The organism is Pseudomonas sp. X10, assembly GCF_054889225.1.
Genome location: NZ_CM142677.1, coordinates 1,531,653 through 1,553,443 on the forward strand (window position 1 = coordinate 1,531,653; position 21,791 = coordinate 1,553,443).

Consider the following 21,791-nt stretch of genomic DNA (forward strand, 5'->3'; position numbering starts at 1 on the left):
TTGAATAGCCCAAGACGACCGATGCAGGCTCCGATTTTCCCTTACGGTGAAGGATCGGAGCATGTTGGTGATAGGTCGGGAAGTGGGGGAGGTGATCGTCATCTCCGACAATATCAAGGTCAAGGTGCTGTCGGTGGAGGGTGGCACCGTGCGCTTTGGCATCAGCGCGCCGCGCCACGTGGAAGTGCACCGTATCGAAGTCTACAAGCGCATCATGGCCCAGCTGGGCAAGGAGCTTCGGCGGGCGTGATATGTGGTTTGTGGCGTTCTTGAGATCCTGCGCGGGGCATCGCTGTGTATGCCGGCAGTTCCTCGGTGCCCTGAAGACCCCGCGCCGCCCGCGCGGCGCATCGCGACACAAGGCCGCTCCCACATCGATTGCAACGTGCCATGGCCTGATAGACCGAAGTTTTAGCCTTTGTTTGTATGGCGAAGATATCAAGGTGGCCGTAACAGCCCCCACGCAACCTTTCGCCTTGCGCCAAGGCTACTGTGGGAGCGGCCTTGTGTCGCGATGCGCCGCGCGGGGTCTCAAGAACGTGCCATGGCCTGATAGACCGAAGTTTTAGCCTTTGTTTGTATGGCGAAGATATCAAGGTGGCCGCAACAGCCCCCACGCAACCTTTCGCCTTGAGCCAAGGCTACTGTGGGAGCGGCCTTGTGTCGCGATGCGCCGTGCGGGGTATCAAGAACGCCAAAGAACCCAAGGCATGCACCGTCAGTTGGAGATGGCCACAAGAATTCTTCACGCCTCCCCTCAGTCGAGCAGTTCCCGGGGCACGTCATGGCGGGCCAGCAATTGGCATTGCTGGCTCTCGGGGTCGAAGAGGATGAACGCCTGCCCCTTGGCCAGGGCCTGGCGCACGCGCAGCACTCGGGTTTCCAGCGGCGTGTCGTCACCGTTGTCGGTACCGTCGCGGGTGACGAAATCCTCGATCAGGAGGGTGAGGGTTTCGGCTTGCAGTTGGTCGTAGGGAATCAGCATACGCAGGGGGCAGGTTTGGCGATTGGTCCGTGCATGCTACGCGAAACCTGCCCCAGGCGTGTAGGCAATCAATCCTTGTTGCCGACCAGGCTGTCGACGGTAGGCACCCGGGTTTCGCTTTCCATCTGCGCGTCGTGTTCCAGCTGATGACTGAAGCGCTCCAGGGAGCCGTTCGCCGGGAGCGAGTCGCTGGCGAACACCGGTGGGCTGAGCAGGTAGGCGGCCAGCAGGCGGCTCAGGGCGGCCAGGCTGTCGATGTGGGTGCGCTCGTAACCGTGGGTGGCATCGCAGCCGAAAGCTATGAGGGCGGTGCGGATGTCATGGCCGGCGGTCACCGCCGAATGGGCGTCGCTGAAGTAGTAGCGGAACAGGTCGCGGCGCACCGGCAGGTCCTGTTCGCTGGCCAGCTTCAACAGGTGGCGTGACAGGTGGTAGTCGTAGGGCCCCGAGGAGTCCTGCATGGCCACGCTGACCGAGTGCTCGTTGGAGGCTTGGCCGGGCGCTACCGGGGCGATGTCGATGCCGACGAACTCGCTGACGTCCCAAGGCAGTGCTGCGGCGGCGCCCGACCCGGTTTCCTCGGTGATGGTGAACAGCGGGTGACAGTCGATCAACGGCTGCCGACCGCTTTCCACCACGGCCTTGAGCGCAGCCAGCAGGGCTGCCACGCCGGCCTTGTCGTCCAGGTGGCGGGCGCTGATATGGCCGCTCTCGGTGAACTCCGGCAATGGGTCGAAGGCGACGAAGTCGCCGATGGAGATGCCCAGCGATTCGCAATCGGCGCGGGTGGTGCAGTAGGCGTCCAGGCGCACTTCCACATGTTCCCAACTGATCGGCATCTGGTCGATGGCGGTATTGAAGGCGTGCCCGCTGGCCATCAACGGCAGGACGCTGCCGCGCAATACCCCCGTGTCGGTGAACACGCTGACGCGGCTGCCTTCAGCGAAGCGGCTGGACCAGCAACCCACCGGTGCCAGGGCCAGGCGGCCATTGTCCTGCAGGCTGCGGACACTGGCGCCGATGGTGTCCAGATGGGCGGAGACAGCGCGGTCGGGTGAGTTCTGCCGACCCTTGAGGGTGGCACGGATGGTGCCACGACGGGTCAGCTCGAAGGGAATACCCAGTTCCTCCAGACGCCCGGCCACGTAACGCACGATGGTGTCAGTGAAACCAGTGGGGCTGGGGATAGCGAGCATTTCCAGGAGGACCTTCTGCAGATAGTCGAGGTCCGGTTCAAGAGGCTGTTCAGGCATGCGCACTCCTGTGTTCAAGCGATTGGCTGACTGTGCGGAAACAGCAGGTCGACAAAGCGCTCGGCGGTGGGTTGCGGTTCATGGTTGGCCAGGCCGACCCGCTCGTTGGCTTCGATGATCACGTAGTCGGGTTGGTCGGCGGCGCGCACCATCAGGTCGAGACCTACCACTGGGATATCCAGGGCGCGGGCGGCGCGCACGGCGGCATCGGCCAGCACCGGGTGCAGGCGCTCGGTGACGTCCTCCAGGGTACCGCCGGTGTGCAGGTTGGCGGTGCGACGTACGGCCAGGCGCTGGCCAGCCGGCAGCACGCTGTCGTAGTCCAATCCGGCGGCGCGCAGGGTACGTTGGGTTTCATCGTCCAGCGGGATGCGGCTTTCGCCCCCCGTGGCGGCCTGGCGCCGACGGCTCTGGGCTTTGATCAGCGCCTTGATGTTGTGCTTGCCGTCTCCGGTCACTTGGGCCGGATGGCGGATGGCCGCGGCCACCACTTCGTAGCCGATGACCACGATGCGCAGGTCCAGCCCGGCATGGAAGCTTTCCAGCAGGACCCGGCTGTCGAAGTGGCGCGCGTGCTCGATCGCTTGGTTGACCTCTTCCAGCGTGCCGAGGTCGACGGCTACGCCTTGGCCCTGCTCGCCGTCCAGGGGTTTCACTACCACGGCACCGTGTTCTTCGAGGAAGGCCAGGTTGTCGTCGGCATTGCCGGCCAACTGCTGGGCTGGCACTTGCAGGTCGGCAGCCTGCAGGGTCTTCTGGGTCAGGCTCTTGTCCTGGCACAGGGTCATGCTCACCGCGCTGGTCAAGTCGCTCAGCGACTCGCGGCAGCGTACCCGGCGTCCGCCGAGGCTGAGGGTGAACAGCCCGGCGCTGGCATCGTCGACCTGCACGTCGATGCCGCGCCGGTAGGCTTCCTCGACGATGATACGGGCGTAGGGGTTGAGCCCGGCTTCAGGGCCGGGGCCGAGGAACAGCGGCTGGTTGATGCCGTTCTTGCGCTTGACCGCGAAGGTCGGCAGGTTGCGGAACCCCAGCTTGCCATAGAGGCGCTTGGCCTGGCGGTTGTCGTGCAGCACCGACAGGTCCAGGTAGGCCAGGCCACGGCTCAGGAAGTGCTCGATCAGGTGGCGCACCAGCACTTCTCCGACGCCGGGGCGGGTGCACTGCGGGTCGACGGCCAGGCACCAAAGGCTGCAGCCGTGTTCCGGATCGTCGAAGGCCTTGCTGTGGTCCAGGCCCATCACACTGCCGATCACCGCGCCGCTGTCTTCGTCTTCGGCCAGCCAGTACACCGGGCCACCCTGGTGCCTCGGGGTGAGCAGTTCGGGGTTGACCGGCAACATGCCGCGGGCCTGGTACAGGTGGTTGATCGCTTGCCAGTCGGCCTCGTTTTGCGCCCGACGAATGCGGAAGCCGCGAAACACCCGCTGCGCCTGACGGTAGTCGGTGAACCACAGGCGTAAGGTGTCGGACGGGTCGAGGAACAACTGGTGCGGCGCCTGGGCCAGCACCTGCTGGGGGGCGGCCACGTACAGGGCGATGTCTCGCTCGCCCGGGCGTTCCTCCAGCAGTGCTTCGGCCAGGCTGGCCGGGTCAGGGTAAGTGTGGCCGATCAGCAAGCGCCCCCAGCCGCAATGCAGGGCACGGGGCAGGTCGTGTGGCTCGCTGCCGTCGCCGGCCAGGCGCGCCTGCAGGCGTTCGTAGGACGGAGCCTGGCCACGCAGCAGGCGCTGACCATAGGAAGCATGGGCTTTCATCGATCAGAGTCCTTGTTCGCTGAGCCACAGGTTCAGGGCCGCCAGTTGCCACAGCTTGGAGCCGCGCAACGGCGTGAGCTGGCCGTGTGGATTGCTGAGCAAGCGATCGAGCATGGCTGGGTTGAACAGGCCTCGGTCCTGGCTCGGGTCGGTCAGCAGTTCGCGGACCCAGTCCAGCGTGGCGCCTTGCAGGTGCTTGAGCCCGGGCACCGGGAAGTAACCTTTCTTGCGGTCGATGACTTCATGGGGAATGACCCGGCGGGCCGCAGCCTTGAGCACTTGCTTGCCGCCGTCAGGCAGCTTGAAGTGGGCCGGGATACGCGCCGACAGCTCGACCAGGCGGTAGTCGAGGAACGGCGTGCGCGCCTCCAGGCCCCAGGCCATGGTCATGTTGTCGACCCGCTTGACCGGGTCATCGACCAGCATCACCGTGCTGTCCAGGCGCAGGGCCTTGTCGACGGCATCCGAAGCGCCCGGCTGGGCGAAGTGTTCGCGGACGAAGTCGCCGGCGGCATCGTTGTCCAGCAGCCAGGGGGCCTGGACCGTGTCGCGGTATTCGCTGTGTTCGCGGTCGAAGAAGGCACTGCGGTAGGCCGCGAACGCATCGTCGGCGCCATCGACCTGCGGGTACCAGTGATAACCGGCGAACAGCTCGTCGGCGCCCTGGCCGCTTTGCACCACTTTGCAATGCTTGGCCACTTCCCGCGAGAGCAGGTAGAACGCGATGCAGTCGTGACTGACCATGGGCTCGCTCATGGCACGGAAGGCTGCGGGCAACTGCTCGATGATCTCGCGTTCGGCGATGCGCAACTGATGGTGGCGGGTGCCGTAGTGACGGGCGATCAGGTCGGAGTACTGGAACTCGTCGCCGCGCTCGCCGCCGGCATCCTCGAAGCCGATGGAGAAGGTCGACAGGTCATCCACACCGACTTCGCGCAGCAGGCCTACCAGCAGGCTGGAGTCGACGCCGCCGGACAGCAGCACGCCCACATCCACGGCCGCACGCTGACGGATCGCCACGGCTTCGCGGGTGGCATCCAGCACGCGGGTGGTCCAGTCCTCAAGGTCGAGACCGCGCTCATCCGGCTGCGGGCCGTAATGCAACTGCCACCAGGTGTGACGCTCGACTTGGCCGTGGCGGTCGATGCGCATCCAGCTGCCAGGCTCCAGCTTCTGTACATTGGCCAGCAGCGTGCGTGGCGCTGGGACCACGGCGTGGAAATTCAGGTAGTGGTTCAGCGCCACTGGGTCGAGCATCGGGTCGATGTCGCCGCCTTTGAGCAAGGCCGGCAGGGTCGAGGCGAAACGCAGGCGTTCACCATTGCGCGACAGGTACAGCGGCTTGACGCCGAGACGGTCGCGGGCAAGGAACAGGCGCTGTGTGTCGCGCTCCCAGATGGCCAGGGCGAACATGCCGTTGAGCTTGGGCAGCAAGGCCTCGCCCCAGGCGTGGTAGCCGTTGAGCAAGACTTCGGTGTCGCCGTCGGAATGGAAGGCGTAGCCCAGGTCCTCGAGTTCGCGGCGCAGCTCAGGGAAGTTGTAGATGGCGCCATTGAAGGCCAGGGCCAGGCCCTGAGCGTTGTCGACCATGGGCTGGGCCGAGCCATCGGACAGGTCCATGATCTTGAGGCGGCGATGGCCCAGGGCTATCGGCCCCTGGCTATGGAAGCCCCAGGCGTCTGGGCCTCGGGGCGCGAGATGATGGGTGATACGTTCGACTGCTGCCAGGTCCGCGGGGCGGGGTGCTTGGTCGATCGGGGTGAAGCGTAACTCTCCTGCTAATCCGCACATAAGTCCTTACCGGTTTTGCCGTTGGGGAGGGTGTCTCTTTAATAACCCTACAGCAACTGACCGGTACGAATTGTGTGAGTTTTAGATCAATCCGTTATAAGGGATGAGCGGTGGCCTGGTTGAGCTTCCCATAGAGGTCGGCGATTTCCTGCCGGAATGCAGGGATTATCAGGCGCGCTTGCCGCGTATCAGCTCACGCAAGGCAAAGCGATTCGGATGACAGGCCTCGGCAACCGCGCGCGGCACTGGCAAGGGCTCGCCACTGACCCAGGCGGCGATCAGCTCGCCACTCAGCGGCGCAGTGATCAGCCCGCGCGAACCATGGCCGCTATTCACGTACAAACCATCCAGCCAGGGGCAGGGGATATCCGGTATCTGCCGCGCATCCTTGCCGAGCACCGCATAGGTTTCGCCGAAGGCCACCAGGTCGGACACCGGCCCGACGATCGGCAGGTAGTCGGGGCTGGTGCAGCGGAAGGCGGCCCGGCCTTCCAGGTTGGCTGGGTCCAGCCCAGCAGTGCCAAGGCGCTTAGCAAGATCCGTGGAGATGTCTTGCAGCAAGCCCAGATTGCCTTGGTGCTCGGCGATGGTCGGGGTCAGGTCATCGCTATGGAAATCGAAGCTGGCGCCTAAGGTATGTTCATCCCCGCGTGGCGGCGCCACGTAGCCATCGGCGCAGACCACGGTGCCCAGGGCACGGCTGGCGGCGGTGGCCGGCAGACGGGTGATCTGCCCACGGATGCGCTTGAGCGGCAGCCCGGCGCAGGGTTCGAAGCGGCGGATCTCGGCGGCGCCGGCCAGCACCACCAGCGGTGCGCTGGCCAGCAGGCGCTCGCCGTCCCAGGCTTGCCAGCCGTCGTCTGCCCTGCGCAGTTCGAGGACTTCATGGTGCGTCAGCAGGCGTATGTTCGGCTGCTCCAGTTGCGTCTGGCACAGCGCGGGCGGATGCACCCAGCCGCCCTCGGGGTAGAACAGTCCTCCGCTAGGCAGCGCCACGCCGGCGATGGCCTCGGCCTGCTGTTGTGGCAGGGCCTGCAGCAGAGTGCTGTCGAAGGCAGTGGTCAGCTTGGCCTGGCGTGCGGCCTCCTTGTCATCGAAGGCCAGTTGCAGGACGCCGCAGGCATCCCAGTCACGGCCCCGCTGCAGGCGCTCCAGCCAGCGGCGGGTGTAGCCGAACCCGGCCAGGATGAGCTGCGAAAGTGCGGTGCCATGGGCCGATAGCTTCAAGTACAGCACCCCTTGCGGATTGCCCGAGGCTTCCTGCGCCGGAGCGTCGTGGCGTTCCAGCACGCTGACCTGCCAGCCGCGGGCGGCGAGGCTGGCCGCCGTGGCGCTGCCGGCCAGGCCTGCGCCGATCACCAGGGCTTCACGTGGCCCGGCGAGCGGGCGAGGCCGGGCATACCAGGGCGCAGTGGCGGGCGGCGGCGCCTGTTCGCTGGGCCAGCCCTGGAACTCGCCTGCCATGATTTCCCATTTCTTGCCGATGCCGGGCACGCGGCGCATGGCAAAGCCGGCAGCGATCAGCCCCCGGCGTACCCAACCCGTGCTGGTGAAGGTGCCCAGGGTGGCGCCTGGGGCCGAGAGCCGGGCCAGTTGGGCGAACAGCTCAGGCGTCCACATGTCTGGGTTCTTCGAGGGGGCGAAGCCATCGAGGAACCAGGCATCGATCTGGGCATCGAGCAGCGGCAGTTGGTCCCGCACATCACCGATCAGCAGCGTCAGCGTCACCCGGCCGTGGTCGAAGCTCATTTGCTGGAAGCCCGGGTGCATCGCCACGTACTGCGCCAGCAGGGGAGCACTGAAGGGTGCCAGCTCCGGCCACAGTTGCAGGGCGCGGCCCAGGTCCTCGCGGTTGAGTGGGTACTTTTCGACGCTGACGAAGTGCAGCCTGGCGCTGGCGGGCGCCAGCTCGCTGAACGCTTGCCAGGCGCAGAAGAAGTTCAGCCCGGTGCCGAAACCGGTCTCGCCAATCACCAGGCAGTCTTGTCCGCCCAGTGCGGCGAAGCGCTGGCGCAGTTGGTTCTGCTCGATGAAGACATGGCGGGTTTCTTCCAGGCTCTGGTCCTTGGAGAAATAGATGTCGTCGTACTGCCGCGAATGAGGGCGGCCTTGGTCGTCCCAGTCGATCTGGGCGTGCTGGGGCAGGGTGGTTTCGGACATGGTCGGCTCGGCTACAGCGGGTGACGCATTCTAGCGTATCAATTGCCTACAAGGCGCCGCGCGATCCGCTAGTCTTGCCTATCCATGACGGGAGCCAGCCATGTTCGAATCTGCACAAATCGGTCACAGCATCGACAAGGAAACCTATGACGCGGAAGTGCCGGCCTTGCGCGAGGCCTTGCTGGAGGTCCAGTACGACCTCAAGCAGCAGGCGCGTTTTCCGGTCATCGTGTTGATCAATGGCGTCGAAGGCGCAGGCAAGGGCGAGACGGTCAAGCTGCTCAACGAGTGGATGGACCCGCGCCTGATCGAAGTGCGCACCTTCGACCAGCAGACCGACGAGGAACTGGCCCGGCCGCCGGCCTGGCGCTACTGGCGCGCCTTGCCGGCCAAGGGGCGGATGGGGGTGTTCTTCGGCAACTGGTACAGCCAGATGCTTCAGGGGCGAGTCCATGGCCTGTTCAAGGATGCCGTGCTCGACCAGGCCATCCGTGGCGCCGAGCGCTTGGAGGAGATGCTCTGCGACGAGGGCGCGCTGATCTTCAAGTTCTGGTTTCACCTGTCCAAGAAGCAGATGAAGGCACGGCTCAAGGCCCTCAAGGACGATCCGCTGCACAGCTGGCGCATCAGCCCGCTGGATTGGCAGCAGTCGCAAACCTACGATCGCTTCGTGCGTTTCGGCGAGCGAATCCTGCGCCGCACCAGCCGCGACTATGCCCCCTGGCATGTGATCGAAGGCGTCGATCCGCATTACCGCAGCCTGGCCGTGGGGCGCATCCTCCTCGAAGGCCTGCAGTCGGCGCTGGCCAGCGAAACGAACCCCAAGCACCAGAGCAATATCGCGCCGTTAGGCCGCAGCATCGACCAGCGTGGCTTGCTGGCCAGCCTGGACCTGAGTCGGCACCTGGGCAAGAAGGACTACCAGGAGCAACTGATCACCGAACAGGCGCGCCTGGCCGGCCTGCTGCGGCACAAGCACATGCGCCGGCACGCATTGGTGGCCGTGTTCGAAGGCAACGATGCGGCAGGCAAGGGGGGCGCCGTCCGCCGCGTCGCCGCCGCCCTCGACCCGCGCCAGTACCGCATCGTGCCAATCGCCGCGCCGACCGAAGAAGAACGTGCGCAGCCTTACCTCTGGCGCTTCTGGCGGCATGTTCCGGCCAGGGGCAAGTTCACCATCTTCGACCGCTCCTGGTATGGGCGGGTGTTGGTGGAGCGGGTCGAAGGCTTCTGCAGCCAGGCCGACTGGATGCGGGCCTATGGTGAAATCAACGACTTCGAGGAACAGTTGAGCAACGCCGGCGTGGTGGTGGTCAAGTTCTGGCTGTCGATCGACCAGCAAACCCAGCTCGAACGCTTCGAGGAGCGGGAAAAGATCCCGTTCAAACGCTACAAGATCACCGAAGAAGATTGGCGAAACCGCGAAAAATGGGAGGATTACGCCAGTGCGGTCGAAGACATGGTCGACCGCACCAGCACCGAGATCGCCCCCTGGACCCTGGTCGAGGCCAACGACAAGCGCTGGGCGCGGGTCAAGGTGCTGCGCACGATCAATGAGGCGCTGGAAGCAGCGTTTGCCAAGGACAAGAAGTGATGTCGTGAAGGGGCTGTGAGAGATTCCATGGCTCATGGCAACTGATGTATTGCCGGGGCCGGCCCTAATCGCAGGCTGTGCCACAGCTCCCACAGGGACCCTGCTGGGGCTTGCCAGTGAATTCCTATGGCCATGAGTCAAAGGAATGACCTGATGAATTCTTTTCCCGCCACTTTCTCCCAGTGGCACACGCCAAGCCTTTAGAATTCCCGTTCCCCCCACCATAGGGCTTATCGAGGCTGGTTATGCACATTTCTTCCGGACGCTGGGTCTACGGCCTGTTCCTGGCACTGCTGACCGCGCTGCTCTGGGGCATCCTGCCGATCAAGCTCAAGCAAGTGCTGCAGGTGATGGATCCGGTGACCGTCACCTGGTTCCGCTTGTCCGTTTCCGGTGGCCTGCTGTTCGCCTGGCTGGCGGCGACCCGGCGCTTGCCCAGGTTCAGCCGATTAGGGCGCAAGGGAATGGGCCTGGTGGCAGTGGCTACCTGCGGACTGGTCGGTAACTATGTGCTGTATCTCTTCGGCTTGCGCCTGCTCAGCCCAGGGACGGCACAACTGGTGGTGCAGATCGGTCCGGTGCTGTTGTTGGTCGCCAGTGTGTTCGTGTTCAAGGAGCGCTTCAGCATGGGGCAGGGGGCTGGCCTGGTGATCCTGCTGGCCGGTTTCGGTTTGTTCTTCAACCAGCGCCTGGAAGAGCTGCTGACCTCGCTGGGCACCTACACCACGGGGGTGTTGACCATCCTCCTGGCCACCAGCATCTGGACCTTCTATGCCCTGAGCCAGAAGCAACTGCTGACGGTCTGGAATTCCATGCAGGTGATGATGGTGATCTACCTGTTCTGCGCCTTGCTGCTGACCCCCTGGGTCCATCCCCTTGAAGCCTTGCAGTTGAGCCCGTTGCAAGGTTGGCTGCTGCTAGCCTGCTGCCTCAACACCCTGGTGGCCTATGGTGCCTTTGCCGAGGCCCTGGCCCATTGGGAGGCGTCGCGGGTCAGCGCGACCTTGGCCCTGACCCCGCTGGTGACTTTTGTCGCCGTGGCCCTGGCGGCCTGGTGCTGGCCGGATTATGTGCAGGCTGAAGAGATCAATGCGCTGGGCTACGTGGGGGCGGTCGTGGTGGTGACTGGGTCGGCCCTGGTCGCCCTGGGGCCATCGCTGGTGGCCGGTTGGCGGGCCAGGCGCGCACGCCTGGCCACCTGACCGGGCCTGCCTTCAGCCCTTGCCACCGGGTGCGAGCATGTTCTCTGGGCGCACCCATTCGTTGAACTGTTCGTTCGTCAGGTAACCCAGCTCCAACGCTGCTTCACGTAAGGTCGTGCCTTCGGCATAGGCCTTCTTGGCGATCTCTGCCGCTTTGTCGTAGCCGATATGCGGGTTGAGTGCGGTAACCAGCATCAGCCCGCGTTCAAGGTGCGCGGCCATTTGCTCGGCATCCGGCTCGATACCGGCCACGCAGTGCTGCTGGAAGTTGCGGCAGCCGTCGGCCAGCAGTTCGATGGACTGCAGCAGGTTATGGATGATCACCGGCTTGAACACGTTCAACTGCAGGTGGCCCTGGCTGGCCGCGAAGCTGATCGCGGTGTCGTTGCCCAGTACCTGGCAGGCCAGCATCGACAGGGCCTCGCATTGGGTTGGGTTGACCTTGCCTGGCATGATCGAGCTGCCCGGTTCGTTGGCCGGCAGGCGCACTTCGGCCAATCCGGCACGTGGGCCGGAGCCCAGTAGGCGCAAGTCGTTGGCGATTTTCATCAGTGCCACCGCCAGGGTTTTCAGGCCCCCGGCCAGGCTGGTCAGCGGTTCATGGCCGGAGAGGGCAGCAAATTTGTTCGGCGCGGTGACGAATGGCAAGCCGGAGAGGGCAGCCAGCTCTGCCGCCACGGCTTCGGCGAAACCGTGCGGGGCATTCAGCCCAGTGCCTACCGCCGTGCCGCCCTGGGCCAGCTCGCAGACCGCTGGCAACGACGCCCGGATGGCGCGTTGGGCGTAGTCGAGCTGGGCAACGAAGGCCGAGACTTCCTGGCCGAAGGTAATCGGCGTGGCGTCCATCATGTGGGTGCGGCCAGTCTTGACCAGGTGCTGATGACGCGCGGCCAACTCGGCCAGCCCCGAAGACAGCTCGGTGATCGCCGGCAACAGCTTGTGCTGTACCGCCTGGACGGTGGCGATGTGCATGGCGGTGGGGAAGCAGTCGTTGGAGCTCTGCGAGCGATTGACGTGGTCGTTCGGGTGTACTGGCACCTTGCCGCCGCGGCCCTTGCCGGCCAGTTCGTTGGCGCGGCCGGCGATCACTTCGTTGACGTTCATGTTGCTCTGGGTGCCGCTACCAGTCTGCCAGACCACCAGCGGGAACTGGTCGTCGTGCTGACCGTCGAGCACTTCGTCGGCGGCCTGTTCGATCAGCCGGGCAACGTCGGCCGGTAGGTCGCCATTGCGGTCGTTGACCCTGGCCGCGGCCTTCTTGATCAGCGCCAGGGCGTGCAGCACCGCGAGTGGCATGCGTTCCTTGCCAATGGCGAAGTTGATCAGCGAGCGTTGCGTCTGCGCGCCCCAGTAGGCCTCCTCAGGAACTTCGACCGGGCCCAGGCTGTCAGTTTCGATACGGCTCATGCTGCGCTCACTCCTTTGTTGTCTGAAACCGCAGTTTAGGCCCTCATTCGATGCAGCGGTTCCGTCGCTCGTCGTCCTACTTGAGCGTTGCGTCCATGTCGGCGCAGAATGCTTTACCTTGGGGTATTACCTCACCTGTTTAATGAAGGAATTCCGATGACCCGTCTCCGTGCCCTCTGCGTCGCTGTCGCCCTGGCTTGTGCCAGCGGCCAAGTGCTCGCCGATACCGCCAGTCACAACGCCAGTGCTGAAAAATTCCTCCAGCTGGCCAATGCCGACAAGCTGGGCACTCCGGTGTACATGCAAGTCCAACAGATGTTCGCCCAGCGCTTCGAGCAGACCAAGGCCCCGGCGGCCAAGAAGACCGTACTGGACAGCTACCAGGCCAAGGCCAATGCGGCCCTGGACCAGGCCATCGGCTGGAACAAGCTCAAGCCGGACATGGTCAAGCTCTACACCGCGAACTTCACCGAAAGCGAACTCAACGATCTGGTCAAGTTCTATGAGTCGCCGCTGGGCAGGAAGGTCATGACCAAGATGCCTCAGGTCACCCAGCAGTCGGCCCAGCTGACTCAGGCCAAGCTCGAAAGCGCCGTGCCTGTGGTCAACAAGCTGCTGGAAGACATGACCAAGGAACTCGACCCTAATGCCGGCAAGGTCGCCGCGCCGACGAAGAAGTGATAAGCGGAGCCCGTCGATGAGCATGCAGCAACAGATCGAACAGCACTTGGCCGCCCTGGCGCCCCAGCACTTGCAGGTGCTGGACGAGAGCCACATGCACAGCCGCGGCCAGCAGACCCACTACAAGGCAGTGGTGGTCAGCGAGCAGTTCGAGGGACTGAACAGCGTCAAGCGTCACCAGAAGGTGTATGCCACCCTCGGCGAGCTGATGGGGCAGTTCCATGCCCTGGCCCTGCACACCTATACCCCGCAGGAGTGGGCCCAGGTCGGTGCCGCACCGGCTTCGCCGGTCTGCGCTGGGGGCAGCAAGCACTGAATCCTTTCCAGGATTTTGGTAAACTGTGCAACGCGCCGCTTGTCGGCGCGTTTTTTTTGCCATCCGGTTCGTCCTTTGCGAGGACGGCCACCTGGAGATTTCATCGCATGACCCAACCGATCGTCGTGGCGGCGCTGTACAAGTTCGTCACCCTGGAAGATTACGTCGAGCTGCGCGAGCCGCTGCTCAACACCATGCTGGACAACGGCGTCAAAGGCACCCTGCTGCTGGCCGAGGAAGGCATCAACGGCACCGTCTCGGGCACCCGTGAGGCTATCGACGCGCTGCTGGCCTGGTTGCGCAACGACCCGCGCCTGATCGATGTCGACCACAAGGAATCCTACTGCGACGAACAGCCGTTCTACCGCACCAAGGTCAAGCTCAAGAAAGAGATCGTCACCCTGGGCGTGCCGGGCGTCGACCCGAACCGTAAGGTCGGCACCTACGTCGACCCGAAGGACTGGAACGCGCTGATCAGCGACCCGGAAGTGCTGTTGATCGACACCCGTAACGACTACGAGGTGGCCATCGGCACCTTCGAAGGTGCGATCGACCCGAAGACCGCGACCTTCCGCGAGTTTCCCGACTACATCAAGGCCAACTTCGATCCGAGCAAGCACAAGAAAGTGGCCATGTTCTGCACTGGCGGCATCCGCTGCGAGAAGGCCTCCAGCTACATGCTCGGTGAGGGCTTCGAAGACGTCTATCATCTTAAGGGCGGGATCCTGAAATACCTCGAAGAGGTGCCTCAGGAAGAAAGCCGCTGGCAGGGCGACTGCTTCGTTTTCGACAACCGTGTCACGGTGCGCCATGACCTGAGCGAAGGTGACTACGACCAGTGCCATGCCTGTCGTCACCCGATCAGCGTGGAGGACCGTGCGTCCGAGCACTATTCGCCAGGCATCAGTTGCCCGCACTGCTGGGACAGCCTGAGCGAGAAGACCCGGCGCAGCGCCATCGACCGGCAGAAACAGATCGAACTGGCCAAGGCCCGCAACCAGCCCCACCCGATCGGTTACAACTACCGCAAAGCCGAGGTCTGATGTATGTCCGCGCGCCTGCTTTATGTGATGGACCCGATGTGCTCCTGGTGTTGGGGGTTTGCGCCAGTGGCCGAGGCCCTGATTGCGCAGGCGCGTGAGGCTGGCGTCGAGACCCACCTGGTGCCGGGTGGCTTGCGCACCGGCAGCAGCGCCCTGGACGCCTCGACCCGACGCTACATCCTCGAACACTGGCAGGCAGTCGCCGAAGCTACCGGCCAGGCTTTCCGCTTCGAAGGGGCCATGCCGGACGGTTTCGTTTACGACACCGAGCCTGCCTGCCGGGCACTGGTGGCGGCGCGTGAGCTCGATGCGTCGCGCGCCTGGACCTTGCTCGGGCTGATCCAGCATGCCTTCTACCAGGAGGGTGAGGACGTCACCCGCGCGCCTCAACTGGTGAACCTTGCCGAGCAGGCCGGCTTCGACCGCACCCGTTTCGCCGATGCGTTCATCAGCGCAGAAACGCGTGGGGCGACTGCAGCGGATTTCAGCTGGGTCCAGGACCTTGGCATTGCCGGCTTCCCCACGTTGCTGGCCGAGCGCAATGGCCAGTTGGCTCTGCTGACCAACGGCCACCAGCCGCTGGATCGCTTGCAACCCCTGCTCGGCCGCTGGCTGCAGCAGGCCGTTTGTGCTTGATCTGCCAGGGTCGCCCGACCCTGTGCCGGGGCCAGCCCCCGTCGTGCCCGACCGGCTGAGCTGGGCGGAGATCCGCCGCCTGGCGCTGCATCACCGCAAAGCCCTGTGGGGCGCCAATGCGGTGGCTGTCATGGCCGCGTTGTGCAGTGTGCCGATTCCTTTGCTGCTGCCGCTGCTGGTCGACGAAGTGCTGTTGGGGCATGGCGATGCCGCCTTGAAATGGATGAACAACCTGCTGCCTTCGCAGTGGCAGGTGGCGGCCGGCTATATCGGCCTGATGCTTGTGGCGACCCTGGGCCTGCGCTGTGCTTCGCTGGCGTTCAACGTGGTGCAGGCTAAGCTGTTCGCCGGCCTGGCCAAGGATATCGTCTACCGTTTGCGCATCCGCTTGATCGAGCGGCTCAAGCGGATCTCCCTGAGCGAGTACGAGAGCCTTGGTAGTGGCACCGTGACTACTCACTTGGTCACCGATCTGGACACCCTGGACAAGTTCGTCGGCGAAACCCTCAGTCGCTTCCTGGTGGCGGTGCTGACCCTGACCGGCACGGCGGCGATCCTGATCTGGATGCACTGGCAACTGGCCCTGCTGATCCTGCTGTTCAACCCGCTGGTGATCTACTTCACGGTGCAGTTGGGCAAGCGGGTCAAGCACCTGAAGAAGCTCGAGAACGACAGCACGTCGCGCTTCACCCAGGCCCTCACCGAGACCCTGGATGCCATCCAGGAAATCCGTGCCGGCAACCGCCAGGGTTATTTCCTCGGCCGTCTCGGCCTGCGTGCCCGGGAAGTGCGCGACTATGCCGTGGCCTCGCAATGGAAGAGCGACGCCAGTGGCCGCGCCAGCGGACTGTTGTTCCAGTTCGGTATCGACATCTTCCGCGCCGCGGCCATGCTCACCGTGCTGTTTTCCGATCTGTCGATCGGGCAGATGCTGGCGGTGTTCAGCTACCTCTGGTTCATGATCGGGCCGGTCGAGCAACTGCTCAACCTGCAATATGCCTTCTACGCAGCCGGTGGCGCGCTGAGCCGTCTCAACGAGCTGCTGGCGCGTGCCGATGAACCGCAGTACCCGGCGGCAAGCAACCCCTTCGCCGGCCGCGATACCGTCGGCATCGAAGTGCGCGACCTGCGTTTTGCCTATGCCGACGAGCCGGTTCTCGACCAGCTCAACCTGTCCATTGCGCCGGGCGAAAAAGTGGCGATCGTCGGCGCCAGCGGCGGTGGCAAGAGCACCCTGGTGCAACTGCTGCTGGGTTTGTACAGCGCCCAGGCAGGGTCTATCCGCTTCGGTGGCGCGAGCCTGCAGGAGATTGGCCTGGAGACCCTGCGCGAGAACGTGGCGGTGGTCCTGCAGCACCCTTCGTTGTTCAACGACAGCGTTAGGGCCAACCTGACCATGGGGCGTGACTGCAGCGACGATGCTTGCTGGCAGGCCCTGCACATCGCCCAACTGGACACCACCATCGCCGCGCTGCCCCAGGGCCTGGACAGCGTGGTCGGTCGTTCTGGCGTACGCCTGTCGGGCGGCCAGCGGCAACGCCTGGCCATTGCCCGGATGGTCCTGGCCGAGCCCAAGGTGGTGATCCTCGACGAGGCGACCTCGGCCCTGGATGCCGCCACCGAGTACAACCTTCACCAGGCACTGACGCGCTTCCTCAGCGCGCGTACCACGCTGATCATCGCCCACCGCCTGTCGGCGGTGAAGCAGGCCGACCGGGTGTTGGTGTTCGATGGCGGGCATGTGGCCGAGGATGGTGATCACCAGCAACTGATCGCCGAAGGCGGGCTGTATGCCAAGCTCTACGGGCATTTGCAGCAGAGCTGAACAGGGCCGGCGCAGACGTTCGCGTCAGTTGGCGAGCGGCCCGGCCTTTGGCAAGGCTGGGCCTTGCATCGCCAACTGACGTTGGCTCTTACCGGTATAGCGTCGACAGGCAGGCCACGGTCTTGTCCATGGAGGCCGGTAAATGCCTGTCACCCCAATCAGAAAATCCCCACCACAATCATGGCAAATGACTTAGGCTGTGCTTGTCTAGGTTGAGTTTTATCCGCCTTAACGACAGGGATTACATGAAGGGAAGTCAGACGCTAGAAACGCCAAGGCTGCTGGGCATTATCTGGCCCTTTGTCGCCGTTGTGGTTTTCCAGGTGTTGCTGGGCAGTGTCAGCCTCTATGCCCTGTCGGCGGTGCGCGCCTATGTGGCTGGTGAAAGCCTGTGGTCCAAGGGGCAGAAGGATGCCATCTATTATCTGAATCTCTACGCTGAAACCCGTGACGAACGGGTCTTCCAGCGCTATAGCCGGGCCATAGCCGTGCCTCAGGGCAGCCATGACCTGCGGGTGGCTCTGGACCTGCCAGAGCCGGACCTGGCGGCGGCCCGCGATGGCATCCTGCGCGGTGGTAATCACCCTGACGATGTGGCCAGTGTGATCTGGCTCTACCTCAATTTCCGCCACGTCAGCTACCTGGAAAAGGCCATCGGGTACTGGACCATTGGTGACGATTACTTGCAGCAACTGGACTCGCTGGCCACGCAAATGCACCAGGGCTTCACCCAGGGCAGTGTCGGTGCGGGTCAGGTGGCTGACTGGAAGGCGCGCATCGCCGCCATCAATGACGGCGTCACGCCGGCGTCCAAGGCATTCAGCGATGCGCTGGGCGAAGGCTCGCGCACTTTGTTGCGATTGTTGCTAATCACCAATTTGGCCACGGCCCTGTTCCTGATCACCTTCGCTTGGCGGCGTTCGAGCAAGTTGTTGGCTCAACGCCAGGCCTTCGCCAACGCATTGCAGGTGGAGAAGGAGCGGGCGCAGGTCACCCTCGAATCCATCGGGGACGCGGTGATCACCACCGATGTCGAGGGTTGCATCGCCTATATGAATCCGGCTGCCGAGCAGCTGACTCACTGGCATGCAGAGCAGGCCCAGGGCCTGCCGTTGGCAGCGCTATTCAGCCTGCTCGACGAGAATGCTGAAAAGGATTGCCAGACCCTGGTCGAGCAGATATTCAGTGGCAGCCTCAGGGGCGGCACTGAACATACCCGGTTGATTCAGCGCCTGGACGGCAGCACGGTGTCAGTCAACCTGGTCGGCTCGCCCATCCTCTCTGGCGGGAGGGCCAGCGGCATCGTTCTGGTCCTGCATGACATGACCCAGGAGCGCCAGTACATCGCTAACCTGTCCTGGCAGGCCACCCATGACGCCCTGACCGGCCTGGCCAACCGCCGTGAGTTCGAATACCGACTGGAGCAGTCGCTCAATGGCCTGGCACGGCAAGCGGGGCGCCATTCGCTGATGTTCCTCGACCTGGACCAGTTCAAGCTGGTTAATGACACCTGCGGTCATGCCGCCGGCGACGAACTGCTGCGGCATATCTGCGCGGTGCTGCAAGCCAGCCTACGTGAAGGCGATACCTTGGCCAGGCTGGGCGGCGACGAGTTCGGCATCCTCCTGGAAAACTGCCCGTCGGAGCGGGCAGAGCGGATCGCCGAGCAGTTGCGTCAGAACGTGCAGGGCCTGCATTTCGTCTGGAAGGGGCGGCCCTTCGTCACCACCGTCAGTCTGGGTCTGGTGCACATCGCCCAGGCGCCGGCCACGCTGGAGGCTTCCCTGCGCGCCGCGGACATGGCCTGCTACATGGCCAAGGAGAAAGGCCGCAACCGGGTTCAGGTCTACCATGCCGACGACAGCGAGCTGTCCATGCGTTTTGGCGAAATGGCCTGGATCCAGCGCCTGCATGTGGCCCTGGAAGAAAACCGCTTCTGCCTGTATGCCCAGGAAATCGCGGCACTCGGACCGCAGGAGGGCAATGGTCATATCGAGATCCTGCTGCGCCTGCATGATGAAAGCGGACGCACCATCCTGCCTGAAAGCTTCATCCCTGCCGCCGAGCGCTATGGTTTGATGACCGCCCTGGACCGCTGGGTGGTGCGCAATGTATTCCAAGTGATTCGCCAGTGCCTGGACGAAGAGCGCGAGGGGCCGTTGGCCATCTGCGCCATCAATCTGTCTGGCAGCAGCATTGGTGACGACAAGTTCCTTGAGTACCTGCAACGGCTGTTCACCGAGTACGCCATTCCGCCCCGCCTGATCTGCTTCGAAATCACCGAGACCAGTGCGATCGCCAACCTGGGCAGTGCCATCCGCTTCATCAATGAATTGAAGGGACTGGGCTGCAAGTTCTCCCTGGACGACTTCTGCGCCGGAATGTCGTCATTCGCTTATTTGAAACATTTGCCTGTAGACTTCCTGAAGATCGACGGAAGTTTCGTCAAGGACATGCTGGACGACCCGGTCAACCGCGCCATGGTCGAGGTGATCAACCATATTGGCCATGTTATGGGCAAACGGACCATTGCCGAGTTTGTCGAGACGCCTCTGATCGAGCAGGCCTTGCAGGAAATCGGCGTGGACTACGCCCAGGGATACCTGATCGAGCGTCCGCAGGTCTTCACCTGCGACAGCCTGCGGCGCAAACGGATTGCTGCAAGGCCCCTGCTGTTCAAGGCGCCGGGGACCTTTCGCTGAGCCCGTTCCGGAAATCACAAGGAATCAAGGAGCTGACAGTGAGTGATGCGTTCATACGGATCGGGCCATTGATGGACTCTCACAGCTACCCGCAATGGGCTCGGCAACTGCTCGAAGACTGCCAGGAGAGCAAGCGCCGGGTGGTCGAACACGAACTGTACCAGCGTTTGCGTGACGGCCGGCTCAAGGCCGGGACCATCCGCCAGTACCTGATCGGTGGCTGGCCGGTGGTCGAGCAGTTTTCCCTGTACATGGCCCAAGCGCTGACCAAGACGCGCTATGGCCGCCATCCTGGCGAAGACATGGCGCGTCGCTGGCTGATGCGCAACATTCGCGTCGAGCTCAACCATGCCGACTACTGGCTGCACTGGTGCCAGGCCCACGGTATCAGTCTGGAGGAACTGCAGGCCCAAGACGTGCCACTTGAGCTCAATGCCTTGAACGACTGGTGCTGGCGGGTGTGTTCGACCGAGCCGTTGATCGTCATCATCGCCGCGATCAACTACGCCATCGAAGGCGCTACGGGTGAGTGGTCGGCGCGGGTGTGCTCTTCGGACACCTATGCCGAGGGTTTTCCGCAGGAGGGGCGCAAGCGCGCCATGAAGTGGCTGAAGATGCATGCCCAGTACGATGATGCGCACCCCTGGGAGGCGCTGGAAATCATCTGCACCCTGGCTGGAGAGAATCCCTCGCAGGCCCTACGCAGTGAGCTGCGCAAGGCGATCTGCAAGAGTTACGACTGCATGCACCTGTTTCTCGAACGCTGCATGCAGTTGGAACAGCAGCAGGACAAGCGACAGGCCTCTGGCCGTGGCCGCAACCTGAGGCTTACTGGGCGTTGAAGGCCTGGCCGTTGATGCCAGTGCTGTCCGGGCCCATCAGGTACAGGTAGACCGGCATGATCTCGTCCGGCAGCGGGTTGTTTTGTGGGTTCTCGCTTGGGTAGGCCTGGGCGCGCATGCCGGTGCGGGTGGCGCCTGGGTTGATGCTGTTGGCGCGTACCGCTGCGACATCCTCCAGTTCGTCGGCCAGGGTCTGCATCAGGCCCTCGGTGGCGAACTTCGACACGCCATAGGCGCCCCAGTAGGCTCGGCCTTTGCGACCGACGCTGCTGGAGGTGAAAATCACCGAAGCGTCCTGGGACAGCTTGAGCAGCGGCAACAGGGTGCTGGTCAGCATGAACATGGCATTGACGTTAATGTGCATGACACGCATGAAGTTGTCGCCTGACAACTGCTCCAGCGGTGTGCGTGGGCCGATGATCGAGGCGTTGTGCAACAGGCCGTCGAGGTGGCCGAAGTTGTCCTCGATCATCACCGCCAGCTCATCGTACTGGTGGGGCAGGGCGGTTTCGAGGTTGAACGGGATCACCACGGGCTGGGGGTGGCCGGCGGCGACGATCTCGTCATAGATTTCGTTGAGGTTGGTCTCGGTTTTGCCCAGCAGCAGCACGGTGGCGCCATGGGCGGCGTAGGCCTTGGCGGCGGCAGCGCCGATGCCACGGCCGGCGCCGGTCACCAGGATGATCCGGCCCTGTAGCAGGTCTGGTCGGGCGATATAGTCGAACATGGGCTTGTCCTTGAGTGAGTAGGGCCTGCGTAGCGGCCCGGTGTGCGCTGGACTGGCTTTTCTGGTGCTGCAGTCTCGAGGTAGGAGCCAGCGTCAGCTGGCGATGGCCGCCGAGTGGCCCAGCCTCTGGCAAGGCTTTGTCTTGCATCGCCAACTGATGCTGGCTCCTACCGCTACAGCGTTTGCCGGGCTTCCAGTCAGCAACCGCAGAGCGCGCTGTCGATTACCTTGCGCAGCTCCAGCGGGTGGTCGACGACCACGTCCGCGCCCCAGTTGTTGGGATTGTCCTGTGGATGAATGTAGCCGTAGCGCACTGCCGCCGTGCGGGTGCCCGCATCGCGGCCGGACTCGATGTCGCGCAGGTCGTCGCCGACGAACAGCACGCTGGCCGGGTCCAGGTTCAGCGTCTTGCAGGCGAGGATCAGCGGCTCCGGGTCTGGCTTGCTGTTCTTCACGTGGTCCGGGCAGATCAGCAATGCCGAGCGTTCGGCCAGGCCCAGGCGCTGCATGATCGGCTCGGCGAAGCGCACCGGCTTGTTGGTGACCACGCCCCACAGCAGGTTGCCTTTCTCGATGTCGGCCAGCAGTTCGGCCATGCCGTCGAACAGCTTGCTATGCACGGCGCAGTCGCGCTGGTAGCGCTCGAGGAATTCCAGGCGAAGGGCCTCGAAGCCCTCGGATTCCGGGTCCATGGCAAAGGTGACGGCGACCATGGCCCGCGCGCCGCCGGAGATCACGTCGCGGATGCGTTTGTCATCGATGGCCGGCAGCCCGCGCTCGGCGAGCATGGCCTGGCAGATGGCGATGAAGTCTGGCGCCGTGTCGAGCAAGGTGCCGTCCATGTCGAAGAGTACTGCTCGCAATCGCATG

At 63.9% G+C, this 21,791-nt stretch carries 18 protein-coding genes; 10 read left to right on the forward strand and 8 right to left on the reverse strand.

Features of this window, described 5'->3' with window-relative positions:
- The first annotated feature begins 61 nt into the window (after positions 1–61).
- Positions 62–250 (forward strand): carbon storage regulator CsrA, encoded by a 189-nt coding sequence (gene csrA / locus ACYU03_RS07135; RefSeq protein WP_461889241.1) that lies wholly within the window; start codon positions 62–64, stop codon positions 248–250.
- A gap of 507 nt (positions 251–757) precedes the next feature.
- Here the strand turns inward: csrA and ACYU03_RS07140 are convergent.
- The 5 genes from ACYU03_RS07140 to mnmC form a co-directional block, all read right to left on the reverse strand.
- Positions 758–985 (reverse strand): YheU family protein, encoded by a 228-nt coding sequence (locus ACYU03_RS07140; protein ID WP_461889243.1) that lies wholly within the window; start codon positions 983–985, stop codon positions 758–760.
- A 68-nt stretch (positions 986–1,053) separates the two neighbouring features.
- Positions 1,054–2,238 (reverse strand): osmoprotectant NAGGN system M42 family peptidase, encoded by a 1,185-nt coding sequence (locus ACYU03_RS07145; protein WP_461889245.1) that lies wholly within the window; start codon positions 2,236–2,238, stop codon positions 1,054–1,056.
- A gap of 14 nt (positions 2,239–2,252) precedes the next feature.
- On the reverse strand, positions 2,253–3,995 hold the full coding sequence (gene ngg / locus ACYU03_RS07150; RefSeq protein ID WP_461889247.1) for an N-acetylglutaminylglutamine synthetase: 1,743 nt from the start codon (positions 3,993–3,995) through the stop codon (positions 2,253–2,255).
- A 3-nt stretch (positions 3,996–3,998) separates the two neighbouring features.
- On the reverse strand, positions 3,999–5,786 hold the full coding sequence (locus ACYU03_RS07155) for an N-acetylglutaminylglutamine amidotransferase (RefSeq protein WP_461889249.1): 1,788 nt from the start codon (positions 5,784–5,786) through the stop codon (positions 3,999–4,001).
- A 168-nt stretch (positions 5,787–5,954) separates the two neighbouring features.
- A complete protein-coding gene (gene mnmC, locus ACYU03_RS07160; RefSeq protein WP_461889251.1) occupies positions 5,955–7,946 on the reverse strand; it encodes a bifunctional tRNA (5-methylaminomethyl-2-thiouridine)(34)-methyltransferase MnmC2/FAD-dependent 5-carboxymethylaminomethyl-2-thiouridine(34) oxidoreductase MnmC1 in 1,992 nt (663 codons plus the stop codon).
- Positions 7,947–8,046: 100 nt separating this feature from the next.
- Between mnmC and pap the strand changes: the two genes are divergently transcribed.
- Complete coding sequence (pap, locus tag ACYU03_RS07165; RefSeq protein WP_461889253.1) at positions 8,047–9,540, forward strand: polyphosphate:AMP phosphotransferase; 1,494 nt, start codon at positions 8,047–8,049, stop codon at positions 9,538–9,540.
- A gap of 245 nt (positions 9,541–9,785) precedes the next feature.
- Positions 9,786–10,742: a DMT family transporter gene (locus ACYU03_RS07170; protein ID WP_461889255.1), complete on the forward strand. Its 957-nt coding sequence runs from the start codon at positions 9,786–9,788 to the stop codon at positions 10,740–10,742.
- A 12-nt stretch (positions 10,743–10,754) separates the two neighbouring features.
- On the opposite strand, the gene ACYU03_RS07175 is transcribed toward ACYU03_RS07170, so the two are convergent.
- Entirely contained in the window at positions 10,755–12,149 is a 1,395-nt protein-coding gene (locus tag ACYU03_RS07175) for a class II fumarate hydratase (protein WP_461889257.1), read from the reverse strand.
- Between the two features lie 156 nt (positions 12,150–12,305).
- On the opposite strand from ACYU03_RS07175, the gene ACYU03_RS07180 reads away from it, so the two are divergent.
- The 7 genes from ACYU03_RS07180 to ACYU03_RS07210 all read left to right on the forward strand — a co-directional run bounded on the left by ACYU03_RS07180 (position 12,306) and on the right by ACYU03_RS07210 (position 20,194).
- Positions 12,306–12,830 carry a DUF2059 domain-containing protein gene (locus ACYU03_RS07180; protein ID WP_461889259.1) on the forward strand — a complete coding sequence of 175 codons (525 nt, stop codon included), beginning with the start codon at positions 12,306–12,308 and terminating at the stop codon, positions 12,828–12,830.
- Between the two features lie 16 nt (positions 12,831–12,846).
- Positions 12,847–13,146 carry a BolA family protein gene (locus tag ACYU03_RS07185; RefSeq protein WP_461889261.1) on the forward strand — a complete coding sequence of 100 codons (300 nt, stop codon included), beginning with the start codon at positions 12,847–12,849 and terminating at the stop codon, positions 13,144–13,146.
- Positions 13,147–13,253: 107 nt separating this feature from the next.
- Positions 13,254–14,189 (forward strand): oxygen-dependent tRNA uridine(34) hydroxylase TrhO, encoded by a 936-nt coding sequence (gene trhO / locus ACYU03_RS07190; RefSeq protein WP_461889263.1) that lies wholly within the window; start codon positions 13,254–13,256, stop codon positions 14,187–14,189.
- A gap of 3 nt (positions 14,190–14,192) precedes the next feature.
- Entirely contained in the window at positions 14,193–14,825 is a 633-nt protein-coding gene (locus ACYU03_RS07195; RefSeq protein ID WP_461889265.1) for a DsbA family protein, read from the forward strand.
- A complete protein-coding gene (locus tag ACYU03_RS07200) occupies positions 14,818–16,650 on the forward strand; it encodes an ABC transporter ATP-binding protein (RefSeq protein WP_461889267.1) in 1,833 nt (610 codons plus the stop codon). Before ACYU03_RS07195 ends, ACYU03_RS07200 begins: the two co-directional genes overlap by 8 nt.
- 245 nt (positions 16,651–16,895) lie before the next feature.
- Positions 16,896–19,352, forward strand: a complete 2,457-nt coding sequence (locus ACYU03_RS07205; protein WP_461889269.1) for an EAL domain-containing protein — start codon at positions 16,896–16,898, stop codon at positions 19,350–19,352.
- 38 nt (positions 19,353–19,390) lie between these two features.
- Positions 19,391–20,194, forward strand: coding sequence for a TenA family transcriptional regulator (locus ACYU03_RS07210; RefSeq protein WP_461889273.1), 804 nt, complete (start codon positions 19,391–19,393; stop codon positions 20,192–20,194).
- On the opposite strand, the gene ACYU03_RS07215 is transcribed toward ACYU03_RS07210, so the two are convergent.
- Complete coding sequence (locus ACYU03_RS07215) at positions 20,181–20,921, reverse strand: YciK family oxidoreductase (protein ID WP_461889275.1); 741 nt, start codon at positions 20,919–20,921, stop codon at positions 20,181–20,183. The genes ACYU03_RS07210 and ACYU03_RS07215 overlap by 14 nt on opposite strands.
- Before the next feature lie 197 nt (positions 20,922–21,118).
- Complete coding sequence (gene mupP, locus ACYU03_RS07220) at positions 21,119–21,790, reverse strand: N-acetylmuramic acid 6-phosphate phosphatase MupP (RefSeq protein ID WP_461889276.1); 672 nt, start codon at positions 21,788–21,790, stop codon at positions 21,119–21,121.
- Between the last annotated feature and the right edge of the window lies 1 nt (position 21,791).